Here is a 13186-nt window from a genome sequence, read left to right on the forward strand (position 1 = left end):
CGCATCCGCAGCTCATCGAAGGAGAACCAGTGGCCTCATCGTCCGCGACGACCGACGCCGCCCCGGCCCCTGCCGACAGCGGCCTGAAACGGTTCGGGCTCGGCTCCCTGCGCGGCGTGGGGCAGGTGGACTTCCAGCCCAGCGTGTGGACCTCGCTGCTGATCCTGGCCGCCCTGTGGGTGGAGAGCTGGGAGATGGGCCTGTTCGCGACGATCGGTGCGGTGGTCTCGACGCTCACCGCCCAGTTCCTGAACGTCCACCACGACAGCGTCACCCAGGGCCTGATGTCCTACTGCGGTGTCCTGGGGGCCATCGCGATGGTGGTCTACCTGGGGAACCACCTGTCCAGCTACATCCTGGCCGTCGTCGCCGCCATCATGTGCACGCTGGTCACCGCCACCCTGGGACGTCTGCTGGCCCCCTTCGGGCTGAAGGCGTTCACCGGGCCCTTCTGCTTCGTGGCGCTCGTCATGGTCCTGGGCGCGCCCTCCTTCGAGCGGGTCTGGCACGGCAACCCGCCGACGGCGATCACCCCGGCCGTCCCCAAGAGCCCCGACGTCAGCTGGACCGACCTGTGGCAGGGCTTCTTCACCAACGTCTCCCAGATCTTCTTCGCCGGCACCTGGTACGTGGGCCTGATCATGCTGGTCGGCCTCTTCCTCGCGGGCTGGAAGGTCGGGCTCTTCGCCGCGATCGGCAGCATCGTCGGCCTGCTCACCGCGTGGGCCCTCGGCGCCCCCGCGGCCCTGATCGGCGAGGGGATCTACGGCTACAACGCCGTCCTGACCAGCCTCGCCTTCGGCGTGGTCCTGCTGCGGTCCAGCCCGTGGAACCACCTCTACACCGTGGTGGCCGCCGCCGCCAGCACCGGCCTGACGGCCTCCTTGTCGGTGCTCTTCAAGGTCTTCGGCAGCCACACCTTCACCTGGCCGTTCAACATCACGACCTGGGCGCTGCTGGCGGCGGTTCCGCTGCTGCCGCGGATCACCCTGATCGACGACGACAAGTCCTGAGCCCCCCCGCACACCGTGCGACACGTCCATCGAGGAAGGCAGCCATGAACCTTGCGCCCCGGGAAATCGACAAGCTCCTCATCTACGTCGTGGCCGACCTGGCCCACAAGCGCCGCGAGCGCGGGCTGAAGCTCAACTACAGCGAGTCCGTGGCGCTGATCAGCGAGGCCATCCTGGAGGGGGCCCGCGACGGCAAGAGCGTCGCCGACTGCATGGAGCTGGGCCGGCACGTGGTCGGCGAGGACGGCACCATGCCGGGAGTGCGCGAGATGCTTCCGCTGCTCCAGGTGGAGGCCACCTTCGACGACGGGAACAAGCTCGTCTCCTGCCACGACCCCATCGGTGGCTGAGATGACCGACCGGGTGATCGCCGTCGGCGGTCACGAGAGCGACGGCGCGGCGGCCCTGACCGACGTGCTGGCGCCCGATGTCGTCCGCGTGGCCGGTGGGCGGGAACTGGTCCGCGAGGTCCGCTCCGCGCGGGCCGCCGGAGAGCGGGTCTGCGTGGTGCCGATGACGCTCGGCCGGGACCCCTCCCTCGTCGCCGACGCCGCCCGCACCCTGCTCGCCCTCGACCCGTCGGAGCGGGCCGGCACCGTGCTGGCGGAGCCCTTCGGCACCACCGCGCACCTCGTCGGCTGGCTGCGCACCCTGGCCACCCGGGTCCCCGAGGACCGGGCCCTGCTGGTCACCGCCCCCTCGGGTGACCCGTTCAGCGACGCGGACCTGTTCCGCACCGCCCGCCTGGTGAGGCAGTACGGCCGACACCGCACCGTGGAGGTCGCCCTGCTCGGAGGCGACCCCGACCTGGCCGAGGGCGTCCGGCGCTGCCGTGCCCTCGGCGCGCCGAGCGCCGTCGTCCTGCCGGCCGCCTGGGCGGTCCCGGAGCCGACGGGCGTGGCGTACGCCGAGTACGGCGGGCCGCTGCTCTCCGCGTCCGCCGCCGCCGGGGTGCTCGCCGCACGGGTCCGCCAGGCACGGGACCGGTACGAGCGGTCCGGCGACGACGGAGTGGACCGCGCCCTGGCCGCGGACCACGACCACGGTCACGCCCACAGCCACGGCCCGGACGACCACGACCACGGACACGGCCATGGGCACGACCACGGCCGCAGCCACAGCCACTCCCACGGTCCTGGCGACAGCCACGGCCACGGCACGGACGGCGGTGACGACCACCACCGAGCACTGTCCCACGCACCGAGGACGGCGGGGACACCCCCCGTCGAGCACCTGGGAGCCGCTCCCGACCTCGTCCCCTCACACAGGAGTCCGCGATGACGCTTCCCCCGCGCTACCAGTACGCCGACGAACCGATCGAGATCAACGCCGGCCGTCCCACCCTGAAGATCACCGTCCGCAACACCGGCGACCGCGCGGTCCAGGTGGGCTCGGACTACCACTTCTTCGAGGCCAACTCCGCGCTCGACTTCGACCGCGACGCCACGATCGGCATGCACCTCAACATCGCCGCCGGCACCGCCGTGCGCTTCGAGCCCGGTGGCACCCACGAGGTCGAGCTGTGCACCTACGCCGGCACCGGCCGACTGCACGGCTTCGGCGGCCTGCTCAACGGCAGCGTCCGCTCGCAGGCCGCCTGTCTGGAGGCGGTGAGCCGCGCCGAGCGGCTGGGCTTCCTCGGCGCTCGCGCCGACGGCCGGAAGATCGACGCCGGGGCCACCGGCCGCAAGGGCGCGGACTCGGACAAGGCCGGGGCCAAGAAGAACAAGAAGGGAACCCACTGACATGCCGACCCTCTCCCGCAAGCAGTACGCCGACCTCTTCGGCCCCACGGTCGGCGACCGGTTCCGGCTCGCCGACACCAACCTCGTCGTCGAGGTCGAGAAGGACGTCCGCGAGGGCTCGTACGGGGACGAGGTGGTGTACGGCGGCGGCAAGACGATGCGTGACGGCATGTCCTCCGACCCGCAGGCCACCGCCGCCCAGGGCGCCCTGGACCTGGTCATCACCAACGCCGTGGTCATGGACCCGGTGCTCGGTGTGATCAAGTGCGACATCGGCGTCAAGGACGGGTTCATCGCGGGCATCGGCAAGGCCGGCAACCCGCAGACCCAGGACGGCGTGCACCCGCGCCTGGTCGTCGGCACCGGCACCGAGGTCATCGCCGGTGAGCACCTGATCGCCACCGCCGGCGCGATGGACTCCCACGTCCACCTCATCTCGCCGCAGCAGTGCGAGCAGGCCCTCAGCAACGGCATCACCACCCTCTTCGGCGGCGGCACCGGCCCCACCGACGGGACCAACGGCACGACCTGCACCCCGGGCCCCTACAACCTGGCCCGCATCCTGCAGTCCGCCGAGGACCTGCCGGTCAACCTCGGTGTCATGGCCAAGGGCAACGGCAGCCGCCCGGAGGCCCTCGACGAGCAGATCGAGGCCGGCGCCGCCGCGCTCAAGGTCCACGAGGACTGGGGCTCGACGCCCGCGGTCATCGACAACGCGCTCTCCGTGGCCGACCGGCACGACGTCCAGGTGGCCATCCACACGGACACCCTCAACGAGGGCGGCTTCTTCGAGGAAACCCGCTCGGCGATCAACGGCCGGACCATCCACACCTTCCACAGCGAAGGGGCCGGCGGTGGCCACGCGCCCGACATCCTGAGGGTCACCGGCGAGCCGAACATGCTCCCCTCCTCCACCAACCCGACGCTGCCGTACACGAAGAACTCCGTGGACGAGCTGCTCGACATGGTGATGGTCTGCCACCACCTCAGCCACGACATCCCCGAGGACGTCGCCTTCGCCGACAGCCGGGTGCGGGCCGAGACGATCGCCGCCGAGACCGTCCTGCACGACCGGGGCATCATCAGCATCGTCTCCTCCGACTCCCAGGCGATGGGCCGCATCGGCGAGTCCGTCACCCGCTCCTTCCAGATCGCGCACGTCTGCAAGGAGGCGTTCGGGGCGCTGCCCGAGGACTCCGCGCGCAACGACAACGAGCGCGTCCTGCGCTACCTGGCCAAGGTCACCATCAACCCGGCCATCGCCTGCGGCATCTCCGACCACGTCGGCTCGCTGGAGACCGGGAAGCTCGCCGACATCGTCCTGTGGCCCATCCACTCCTTCGGCGCCAAGCCGAAGATGGTCATCAAGGGCGGCATCATCTCCTGGACGCAGATGGGCGACCCCAACGCCTCCCTGCCCACCCCGCAGCCGGTCTACTACCGGCCCTCGTTCGGCCAGTACGGCAAGGCGATGCAGGCCACCCACGTCACCTTCATGTCGCAGGCCGGGATCGCGGCCGGGGTGCCCGAGAAGCTCGGTCTGGAACGCAGGGTGCTGCCGGTCAGCAAGACCCGGACCATCGGCAAGCACTCGATGGTCCGCAACGACGCCCTGCCGAAGATCGAGGTGGACCCCGAGACGTACAAGGTCACGGTGGACGGGGAGGTCGTGACCATCGACCCTGCCCAGAAGCTGCCGCTCAACCAGCTCTTCTTCCTGGCCTGAGCACGTGTACCGCGACGAGAGTGCTGAGGGAGCGGGCTCCGCGCGAGGCCCCCTGGCGCCGGTGACGGCTCTGGGCCACCTGCTGACCAGCCTCCAGCTGACCGACTCGGCGTTCCCCAGCGGCTTCTACACCCTGTCCCACAGCCTGGAGGGATTCGCGCAGGCCGGCGCGGTCGACCGTGAATCCCTCCCGGTTCTCCTGAACGACCTGCTGCGCCACGGCGTCGGCCCCTGTGACGCCACGGCGCTGGCCCTGGCCCACCGGGCCGCGGCGGCGGGGGACTGGGAGACGGTGACCACCGTGGACCGGCGGCTGAACGCCACCAAGCTCAACCGCGAGATGCGCACCGCGGCGACCCGCACCGGGCGGCAACTGCTCGACCTGGCCGCCGAGGTCTTCCAGAAGCCGGGGATCGACCACTACCACCGCGAGGTGGAGGCGCGTCGGGCCCCGGGCACCCAGGCGGTCGCCGCCGGCGTCGTCTACGCGGCCACGGGGGTCCCCGTGCGGCAGGCGGTCGCCGCCGACCTGTTCGCGTTCTGCGCGAGCTTCGCCGGCGCCGCGCTGCGGCTGCGGCTGACCGACCACCGTCTGGCCCAGGTCCTGCTGCGGCGGACCGCCCCGGTCATCGAGGAGACCACCGAACGGGCACTCGCCCGCGGTCTCGGCGACCTGGGGGCCACCACCTTCGCGGCGGACGTCATGTCCGCCCGCCACGAGCGGGCCGAGGCCCGGCTCTTCGCGAGCTGACCGGCCCGCCCGGTACCTGAGAGGAAACACCATGCGAGACAACGTCCTGCGGGTCGGGATCGGCGGACCCGTCGGGTCCGGGAAGACCGCCCTCATCGAGGCGATCGTCCCCCTCCTGATCGACCAGGGGCATCGGCCCGGGGTCATCACCAACGACATCTACACCCAGGAGGACGCCCAGCACATCCGGCGCACCCTCGACGGCGTCCTGGACGCCGACCGGATCGTGGGCGTCGAGACCGGCGCCTGCCCGCACACCGCCGTACGCGACGACCCGACGATGAACCTGGCGGCCGGTGCCGAGATGCTGGAGCGCCACCCCGACATCGACATCCTCCTGTACGAGAGCGGCGGCGACAACCTCACCCTCACCTTCAGCCCGGCCCTGGTCGACCTCTTCATCTTCGTCCTGGACACCGCCGAGGGCGAGAAGATGCCCCGCAAGCGCGGACCGGGCATCACCGACTCCGACCTGCTGGTCATCAACAAGATCGACATCGCCCAGTACGTGCGCACCGACATCAACGTCATGGAGTCGGACGCCCACCGGGTGCGCGGCGAGGGGCCGGTGCAGTTGACCGACTGCCTGTCCGGCAAGGGCGTGGACGAGGTCGTCGCGTACCTCGAGTCCCGGCGCACGGTACTGGTCTGACGTGCTCGCCGTCCGCGACCGGCTCGACCCCGAGCACTACGAAATCACCGGCCTCCCCTCGGAGGTCTCGGCCCTCTCCTCCCGGCCCGACACCCTCGGGCCGGGCTCCCCCGCCAAGGTCGGCATCCTCGACCTGGAGTTCGCCCTGCGGGGCGACCGGACGGAGCTGGTCGGCCGCTACCAGAAGACCCCGTTGCAGATCATGCGGCCGCTCTACGTCGACCCCGAGGTCCCCGGCATGGCCTTCACCTACGTGATGGCCACCGGGGGCGGGGTCGCCCAGGCCGACCGCTACCGCCAGGACCTGGTGTGCGGCCCGGGCACCCAGGCGCTGTTCACCACCCAGGCGGCCACCAAGGTCTACCGGATGGAGCACGACTACGCGACGCAGCGGGTCCACCTGACCGCGGGTGAGGGCGCCTACGTCGAGTACGTTCCCGACGCCGTCATCCCCTTCGCCGGGTCCCGCTTCCACCAGAGCTCGGTGGTGACCGCCGACGAGACGGCCACGGTCGTCTACGCCGAGACGGTCACCGGCGGGCGCCTGGCGCGGGGCGAGCGGCACGAGTACACGGTGTTCACCAGCGACCTGGAGATCCGCCGCCCGGACGGCACGCTCCTGGCCGTGGACACCATGAGGCTGCGTCCCGAGGACACCGGCGGGGTGACCGGGCCCGGGGTGTTCGCCGGGCACGACCACGTCGCCTCGGTCTACGTGGTCAGCACCCGGCGGCCCGCCCAGGAGATCGCCGACGCCCTGCACCGGTCCCTCAAGGACGCCGACGTGCTGCACGGCACCAGCGTCCTGCCCGACGAGTGCGGGGCCTGGACCCGGATTCTCGGCAGCGAGCAGCCCAGCGTCACGGCGGCGGTCCACACGGCCTGGGACGCGGTGCGCCGCCTGCTCCTCGGCCATCCCGCCCCCGACCTGCGCAAGCAGTAGGTCCCGTCGATCAGGAGACCCCGTTCATGATCACCGCCCCCGCGTCCATGCCCCCGGCCTACGACTCGGGTGACACCGCCTGGATGTTGGCCGCCGCGGCGATGGTGTTGCTGATGACACCGGCTCTCGCCTTCTTCTACGGGGGCATGGTCAGGACCAAGCACGTCCTGGTGATGCTCAAGATGAGCTTCGCCTCGCTGTGCTTCGTGACCATCCTCTGGTTCCTCATCGGGTACTCGCTCGCCTTCGGCCCGGACGTCGGGGGCGTGGGCCTGATCGGCAACCTCGACCACGCCCTCATGTGGGACATCGAGCCGGACACCCTGACCGGCTCGATCCCGACGTACATCTACGCCACCTTCCAGATGGGCTTCGCCATCGTCACGGTGGCGCTGATCAGCGGGTCGATCGCCGGCCGGGCGACGATGCGGGGGTGGCTGGTCTTCTCGGCGCTGTGGCTGCTGCTCGTGTACGTGCCGCTCGCCCACTGGGTCTTCGACACCGACAGCGGGTGGATCACGCACCACCTGGGCGCGCTCGACTTCGCCGGCGGTCTGCCGGTGGAGATGAACTCCGGGATCGCCGGACTGGCCGCCGCCCTCGTCGTCCGGGGCCCCCGGGACTTCCGGCGCCACGAGCCGCGTCCCAACAACATCCCGCTGGTCATGATCGGTGTCGCGCTGCTGTGGTTCGGCTGGCTGGCCTTCAACGCCGGTTCCGCCGTCCGCGACACCGGTACCGCCGCGACCGCGTTCATCAACACCCAGCTCGGCGCCGCCGGCGCGATGGTCACCTGGCCGCTGGTGGAGTACTGGCGCACCCGCAAGGTCACCATGATGGGGGTCGGCTCCGCCGCGGTGGCCGGGATGGTCGCCATCACCCCCGCCTGCGGCGAGGTCGACCCCGTCGGCGCACTGATCACCGGCCTGGTCGCCGGCCTGGTCTGCGCCTTCGCCGTCACCCTGAAGTACCGCATCAACGTCGACGACACCCTCGACGTCGTCGGCGTGCACGGCGCCGGCGGCCTGGTCGGCCTGCTCATGGTCGGCTTCTTCGCCACCGAGGGCGTCGCCGGCAAGGAGGGCGTCTTCTACGGAGGCGGCGGTTCGCTGCTGTGGCGCCAGGTCGTGGCCATCCTCGCGGTCGCCGCCTACTCCTTCGTCGTCACCTGGCTCATCGCCAAGGTGGTGGACGTGGTCGTCGGCTTCTCCGACAGGGAGGCGTACCGCTCGGTGCCGGGCGCTGACGAGGAACGGGCCTACGACATCCGTACCGCCCAGCAGCTGGACGCCCTGGCCGGCTCCGGCGGACGGGGTGGTCTCGACGAGCGCACCCTCACCGAGATCCGCCGGCTCCTGCGCGAGAACCGCGAGGGCTGAACCGCAGCGCCGAACGGCCCGTGCCGCCCGGATTCCCACCGGGCGGCACGGGCCGTTCGGCACCCCCCGGCGCCGTGGCGGCCGGGGGCGCGCCGTCTACTCGATGGTGCTCGGCGTGGGGGCGGGGGTCCGTCCCGCCTGGACCTCTTCGAGCCGGTGGGCGCCCTGCTGCACCGCGTTCTTGGTGGTGGAGGGGTCCGCCCCGTCCACGCCGCCGTTCATGACGGTGAAGGCGTCCGTGCCCATCCGCACGGCGGCGACGTCCAGGCTGAGCGTGACCGGCTGGCCGTCACTGTCCCCCTTCACCCGCACCGACAGCCCCTGCCGGGCCTCGCCCACCTTGGGCACTGACGCCTTGACCACCTCGACGCTGCGCTTGCCACCGCCCTCACCGGTGAGGGTGAACGTGTCGCAGGACTCGTGGAGCGTGCCGAGCCACTTCATCGACTTCTCCAGATCCTCGCTGTCGTAGGCGCCGACCTGGTAGAGCAGCCGCTGCTCGCCCTGCTGGAACCCGGCGAGCGCGGACGGTCCCGAGGGCTTGCCGAGGAGCGTGTCGTCGTACAGGGCGTCCACCAGGCCCTGGCACTCCTTGGCGTCGCTCTTGCCGGTGAGGAACTCGGCGGCGTCCACCTTGCCGAGGAGCAGGGAGTCCCGCCAGGACTGAGGGTCCTTCGCCTTCTTCCACTGCTCCTCGATGTCCGCCTCGGTGATGAGCGCCTCGCGGGCGCCCTTCTCCGTCAGCGTCGCCGAAGGGGAGGGGGAGGGGGAGTTCTCGGCCTGGCGCACCGGGGCCGCGCTCTCCCGGGCGGCCGGGGTGCCCTGGCCCCCGGAGCAGGCGGCGGTGGCCAGGAGCGTTCCGGTGGCCACGGCGGCGGCCAGGAGGCGGGGTGCGGTGCGCCCCGCGCGTGCGCCTCGGGGCCCCACCGGGCCGGGGGGAGGCGAGCTGGGGGACGGCGGCAGGGGCGGGGGTTGCGTCTTCATGGGGGCCTTTCCGGGGTGCCAGGTCGCCACCCGGTGACCTGGTGGCCCCGGGCGCCCCCCTCCGCACCTCATCCCACCACCGTCCGGCCCCGTCGACCAGCAGGGCGCGGCCGGACAGGGGAAGCGCGCCCCGTCAGAGGGTGGCCGCCGCGATGTCCTCGTGCAGCCGCGCCATCACCTCGCCCATCTCGGCCAGTTCGGGGGAGGGCGAGGCGGTGGCCGAGACCGCGTCGCGCAGCCACCGGCTCGTCGCGAGCCCCAGGCTCCGTGCCCCCTCGGCGTCGTGGTCGAAGAGCTGCCGGTCGAGCCGGGAGGAGATGTCGCTGAGGGTCTCGGCGCCGGTGGCGGGCGGCAGTACGCCGCGCAACGCGTCGGGGAGCCCGTGCCCGACCCGGAACGCGCGGACCGCCGTGACGACGGCCGGGTCGTCGGTGTACCGCTCCAGGCTGTCCGCCAGCACCAGGAGCCGGGCCGTCAGCCGGGGCAGACCCGTGTGCCGGTCCAGCCACTCCAGGAGCCCGCGTTCGCCGCCGAGATGGTCGGAGAGGAGGTTCAGCCGCTCCAGGGCGCGGTTGGGGAGGGACATGCGCAGCGGGAGGGTCTTCGCGACCTCCTCGGCCAGCCGGGCCTCGTCGGCGGGGTCCAGCCCCTCTTCCACGAACCGGAGGACCAAGGGCCCCTCCATGCCGAACGCGATCGGCTCGCCGGACCGCTCGGCGTCGGGCGAGTGGCCCGATCTCCGGTGCAGCAGGTTCTCGGTGAACTTTCCCCATGGCGTCTTGTGCACAACGTCCTCCCGGTGTCCCCCTGGTGCCTCCCCGGGGGCCGGTCTGGCGGGACCCGTCGGGGGCGGACGCCGGCCGTGGCTTCGGCGCGCCAGGGACGACCGCGCTCCTCACTGTGCCGCCGGGCGCGCCGAGTCGCGCGCCCGGTGGGCCGCCCGGGTGGCCGCTCAGCCCTCGCGGGAGGCGCGCGGGGTGTCCAGCGGAACGGTCCAGTCCGCCTCGCCGGCCTCGACCTCCCAGCGCCCGTCGTCGAACTCGACCGAGGTCACCGTGGAGTCGACGGTGGCCGCCGCGTCCCGCGCGGAGACCTTGGCGCCCTTGAGCGCCGCGAGGTCCGCTGCCGCGTCGTCCTCGTCGTGGTCGGTCTCCGCCCTGACGACCTCGCCGCTGGTGGAGTCCACGTCGATCTCGTGGACGGTGGACCCGCCGGTGGCGATCTCGACCTCCCAGTGGCGGTCCCCGTCGTCGTCCAGGCCGGCCGAGAGCACCGTCCCCGAGGTGTGCCCGAGCGCCGCCGCGACGGCCCGCGCGACCGTCACGTTCCCCGGGCCGGCCGCGGACCCCTCGCCGTCGCGGTCGTCGTCGCCCTTGCCGTCCCGGTCGTCGGCAACCCGCTCGTCCCGGTCGTCGTCGCGGTCGGCGGTGGTGTTCGGGCCCTGTTCCGAGACGAGGCTGACGCGGTCGGCCGGGGCGGCGTCGGCGGGGGCGCCGTCGCCGGAGCTGACGGCGAACGCGGCGCCGCCGCCGATCACGGCGACGGCGGTCAGGGCGGCGATGACGGCATTGCGCTTCATGGCGGGTTCCTCCCGAGAGGCGGTGGTCTGCGGTACGGACACCACTGTGGCCCCCGGAGGCTGAAGCCCCGCTGAAACAGGCTGAAGCCCGCTTCAGGTCGGCTCTGCGAGTCTTGGCGCATGCGCCTGTTGATCGTGGAGGACGAGAAGCGGCTGGCCCTGTCCCTGGCGAGGGGACTGACCGCCGAGGGATACGCCGTGGACGTCGTCCACGACGGGCTGGAGGGACTGCACCGGGCCAGCGAGAGCCCGTACGACCTGCTGGTCCTGGACATCATGCTGCCCGGCATGAACGGCTACCGGGTCTGCGCCGCCCTGCGCGCCGCCGGGAACGACGTGCCCATCCTGATGCTGACCGCCAAGGACGGGGAGTACGACGAGGCCGAGGGGCTCGACACGGGCGCCGACGACTACCTGACCAAGCCCTTCAGCTACGTGGTGCTGGTCGCCCGGGTGCGGGCCCTGCTGCGCCGTGGCGCCGGGGCCGGGGCCTCCCCGGTGCACACCGTCGGCGGCCTGCGCGTCGACACCGCGGCCCGCCGGGTGCAGCGCGAGGGCGAGGAGGTCGCGCTGACCGCCAAGGAGTTCGCGGTGCTGGAGCAACTGGTGCTGCGCGCGGGCCAGGTGGTCTCCAAGGCGGACATCCTGGAGCACGTCTGGGACTTCGCCTACGACGGCGACCCCAACATCGTCGAGGTCTACGTCAGCGCCCTGCGCCGCAAGCTCGGCGCCCAGGCCATCCGTACGGTGCGCGGCATGGGGTACCGCCTGGAGGCGGGGCGGTGAAGCGGCTCTTCGGCTCGGTACGGGCCCGGGCGACCATCGGCGCGACCCTGGTGGTGGCCGTCGCGCTGATCGCGGCCGGCACCGCGGTGCTGCTGTCGCTGCGCTCCAACCTCATCCAGGAGGCCGCCGCCCAGGCCGACGCCACCGCCCGCCAGGTCGCCTCGAAGGTGGCGGCGCGCACCGCGTACGAGGACCTGGACCTGCCCGACGACGAGGACCGGCCCGTCCAGGTGGTCGACTCGAAGGGCCGCCTGCTGGCCGTCAGCGACGACCTGGAGCGGATCAGCGGGACCGGCACCGACGCGGTCCGCCCCGACCCCGGGGCGCCGCGCGACCCGGGCGACGGAGGTGACGGAGACGACGACGGGGAACGCCTGGAGGCCGGGGAGATCTCCGACGAGATCCAGCGCGGCGAGGGCACCGCCACCGTCGACGGCCACACCGCCGACTACCGCTTCTCGGCGGTGGAGGTGGAGAACGACGACGACCGCCTCACCGTCTGGGCCGGTGCCCCGCTCGCCGCCGAACAGGGCGCGGTGAGCACCGCGCAGACGGTCATGCTGATCGGCCTGCCGCTGCTGCTCGTGGTGGTGGCCGGGGTCACCTGGGGTGTGACCGGGCGGGCGCTCAAGCCGGTGGAGGGCATCCGCCGCGAGATGGCCGCGATCACCGCCTCGGAGGATCTGGGCCGCCGGGTCCCGGAACCCTCCACCCACGACGAGGTCGCCCGCCTGGCCCGCACCACCAACGCCACCCTCACCGCGCTGGAGGCGTCCGTCGAGCGGCAGCGCAGCTTCGTCGCCGACGCCTCGCACGAGCTGCGCAGCCCCATCGCCTCCCTCCGCACCCAGCTGGAAGTCGGTCTCGCCCACCCCGAACTGCTCGACGTGGCAGGCGCGGTGGAGGACACCGTACGGCTCCAGGCGCTCGCCGCCGACCTGCTGCTGCTCGCCAGGCTGGACGCGGGGGAGCGGCCCACCGGCGGGCGGCTCGACCTCGGGGCGCTGGTCCGCGAGGAGGTCTCGCAGCGGGTCGGTGACCGGCTGCCGGTCACCGTGCACGGCCGGGCGGGCGTGGAGGTGGCCGGATCGCGCGGCCAGCTGGCCCGGGTCGTCGGCAACCTGGTCGACAACGCCCAGCGCCACGCCGCCTCCCGGGTCGAGGTGCGGGTGCGCGCCGAGGGGCCCGAGGCGGTCGTCTCGGTCGCGGACGACGGGGCGGGGGTGCCCGCGCCCGAACGCGAGCGGATCTTCGAGCGGTTCGTCCGCCTCGACGACGCCCGCAGCCGCGACGACGGCGGCGCCGGACTCGGCCTCGCCATCGCCCGCGACGTGGCCGCCCGGCACGGCGGCACCCTGCGCGTCCGCGAGGCCCCCGAGGGCGGCGCCCTCTTCGAACTGCGGCTGCCCGGGGTGGCGCCGGCCAGGCCCTGACCGCGAGGCCGCTTCGCCGCCTGGTCGGCCCGGTCCCAGGCCGGCACCGGGTAGATGTACGCGGTGCCGAGCCCGTAGCTTTCGCCGTGCTCGGGTCAGGTCGCCGACGGGCGAGGAGGTGGCCGAGCGGGCCCGGTCCCGCTGGAGTGCCAGCAGGTACTGCAGCCGGGTCAGCGGCTGCGCGCCGGCCTGCAC

Annotated in this window: 14 protein-coding genes; 11 read left to right on the forward strand and 3 right to left on the reverse strand. The window is 72.7% G+C overall.

Annotated features, from left to right (window positions below; all coding sequences use genetic code 11):
* Nucleotides 1-29 precede the first annotated feature (29 nt).
* From ACSLIC_RS19385 to ACSLIC_RS19425, 9 genes are all read left to right on the forward strand, one after another.
* Nucleotides 30-1013 carry an urea transporter gene (locus ACSLIC_RS19385; protein ID WP_436738976.1) on the forward strand — a complete coding sequence of 328 codons (984 nt, stop codon included), beginning with the start codon at nucleotides 30-32 and terminating at the stop codon, nucleotides 1011-1013.
* A 44-nt stretch (nucleotides 1014-1057) separates the two neighbouring features.
* Nucleotides 1058-1363, forward strand: a complete 306-nt coding sequence (locus ACSLIC_RS19390) for an urease subunit gamma (RefSeq protein ID WP_436738977.1) — start codon at nucleotides 1058-1060, stop codon at nucleotides 1361-1363.
* Between the two features lies 1 nt (nucleotide 1364).
* Complete coding sequence (locus ACSLIC_RS19395; RefSeq protein WP_436740419.1) at nucleotides 1365-2294, forward strand: sirohydrochlorin chelatase; 930 nt, start codon at nucleotides 1365-1367, stop codon at nucleotides 2292-2294.
* The gene (locus ACSLIC_RS19400; protein WP_436738978.1) at nucleotides 2291-2758 is read left to right on the forward strand and encodes an urease subunit beta; all 468 of its coding nucleotides are present in this window, start codon (nucleotides 2291-2293) and stop codon (nucleotides 2756-2758) included. Before ACSLIC_RS19395 ends, ACSLIC_RS19400 begins: the two co-directional genes overlap by 4 nt.
* 1 nt (nucleotide 2759) lies before the next feature.
* On the forward strand, nucleotides 2760-4484 hold the full coding sequence (gene ureC / locus ACSLIC_RS19405; RefSeq protein WP_436738979.1) for an urease subunit alpha: 1725 nt from the start codon (nucleotides 2760-2762) through the stop codon (nucleotides 4482-4484).
* A 61-nt stretch (nucleotides 4485-4545) separates the two neighbouring features.
* Nucleotides 4546-5235, forward strand: a complete 690-nt coding sequence (locus tag ACSLIC_RS19410; RefSeq protein ID WP_436738980.1) for an urease accessory protein UreF — start codon at nucleotides 4546-4548, stop codon at nucleotides 5233-5235.
* A gap of 31 nt (nucleotides 5236-5266) precedes the next feature.
* Nucleotides 5267-5887 carry an urease accessory protein UreG gene (ureG, locus tag ACSLIC_RS19415; protein WP_436738981.1) on the forward strand — a complete coding sequence of 207 codons (621 nt, stop codon included), beginning with the start codon at nucleotides 5267-5269 and terminating at the stop codon, nucleotides 5885-5887.
* Between the two features lies 1 nt (nucleotide 5888).
* Nucleotides 5889-6830 (forward strand): urease accessory protein UreD, encoded by a 942-nt coding sequence (locus ACSLIC_RS19420; protein WP_436738982.1) that lies wholly within the window; start codon nucleotides 5889-5891, stop codon nucleotides 6828-6830.
* 26 nt (nucleotides 6831-6856) lie between these two features.
* A complete protein-coding gene (locus ACSLIC_RS19425; RefSeq protein ID WP_436738983.1) occupies nucleotides 6857-8209 on the forward strand; it encodes an ammonium transporter in 1353 nt (450 codons plus the stop codon).
* A 96-nt stretch (nucleotides 8210-8305) separates the two neighbouring features.
* On the opposite strand, the gene ACSLIC_RS19430 is transcribed toward ACSLIC_RS19425, so the two are convergent.
* The 3 genes from ACSLIC_RS19430 to ACSLIC_RS19440 form a co-directional block, all read right to left on the reverse strand.
* Nucleotides 8306-9079: a hypothetical protein gene (locus tag ACSLIC_RS19430; protein WP_436738984.1), complete on the reverse strand. Its 774-nt coding sequence runs from the start codon at nucleotides 9077-9079 to the stop codon at nucleotides 8306-8308.
* A 247-nt stretch (nucleotides 9080-9326) separates the two neighbouring features.
* Nucleotides 9327-9980 carry a hypothetical protein gene (locus ACSLIC_RS19435; RefSeq protein ID WP_436738985.1) on the reverse strand — a complete coding sequence of 218 codons (654 nt, stop codon included), beginning with the start codon at nucleotides 9978-9980 and terminating at the stop codon, nucleotides 9327-9329.
* 165 nt (nucleotides 9981-10145) lie between these two features.
* Nucleotides 10146-10772 carry a PepSY domain-containing protein gene (locus ACSLIC_RS19440; RefSeq protein ID WP_436738986.1) on the reverse strand — a complete coding sequence of 209 codons (627 nt, stop codon included), beginning with the start codon at nucleotides 10770-10772 and terminating at the stop codon, nucleotides 10146-10148.
* A gap of 120 nt (nucleotides 10773-10892) precedes the next feature.
* Between ACSLIC_RS19440 and ACSLIC_RS19445 the strand changes: the two genes are divergently transcribed.
* Nucleotides 10893-11558: a response regulator transcription factor gene (locus ACSLIC_RS19445; RefSeq protein ID WP_436738987.1), complete on the forward strand. Its 666-nt coding sequence runs from the start codon at nucleotides 10893-10895 to the stop codon at nucleotides 11556-11558.
* Nucleotides 11555-12991, forward strand: a complete 1437-nt coding sequence (locus tag ACSLIC_RS19450; RefSeq protein ID WP_436738988.1) for an ATP-binding protein — start codon at nucleotides 11555-11557, stop codon at nucleotides 12989-12991. Before ACSLIC_RS19445 ends, ACSLIC_RS19450 begins: the two co-directional genes overlap by 4 nt.
* Nucleotides 12992-13186 lie beyond the last annotated feature (195 nt).

This window comes from Streptomyces sp. BBFR102 (assembly GCF_051397025.1).
Lineage (GTDB): Bacteria > Actinomycetota > Actinomycetes > Streptomycetales > Streptomycetaceae > Streptomyces.

Excerpts from the sequence above, each read along its gene's own strand:
- ureG (WP_436738981.1), top strand. The coding sequence starts at position 5,267 with ATGCGAGACAACGTCCTGCGGGTCGGGATCGGCGGACCCGTCGGGTCC.
- ACSLIC_RS19390 (WP_436738977.1), top strand. The coding sequence starts at position 1,058 with ATGAACCTTGCGCCCCGGGAAATCGACAAGCTCCTCATCTACGTCGTG.
- ACSLIC_RS19440 (WP_436738986.1), bottom strand. The coding sequence starts at position 10,772 with ATGAAGCGCAATGCCGTCATCGCCGCCCTGACCGCCGTCGCCGTGATC.
- ACSLIC_RS19400 (WP_436738978.1), top strand. The coding sequence starts at position 2,291 with ATGACGCTTCCCCCGCGCTACCAGTACGCCGACGAACCGATCGAGATC.
- ACSLIC_RS19425 (WP_436738983.1), top strand. The coding sequence starts at position 6,857 with ATGATCACCGCCCCCGCGTCCATGCCCCCGGCCTACGACTCGGGTGAC.
- ACSLIC_RS19445 (WP_436738987.1), top strand. The coding sequence starts at position 10,893 with ATGCGCCTGTTGATCGTGGAGGACGAGAAGCGGCTGGCCCTGTCCCTG.
- ACSLIC_RS19395 (WP_436740419.1), top strand. The coding sequence starts at position 1,365 with ATGACCGACCGGGTGATCGCCGTCGGCGGTCACGAGAGCGACGGCGCG.
- ureC (WP_436738979.1), top strand. The coding sequence starts at position 2,760 with ATGCCGACCCTCTCCCGCAAGCAGTACGCCGACCTCTTCGGCCCCACG.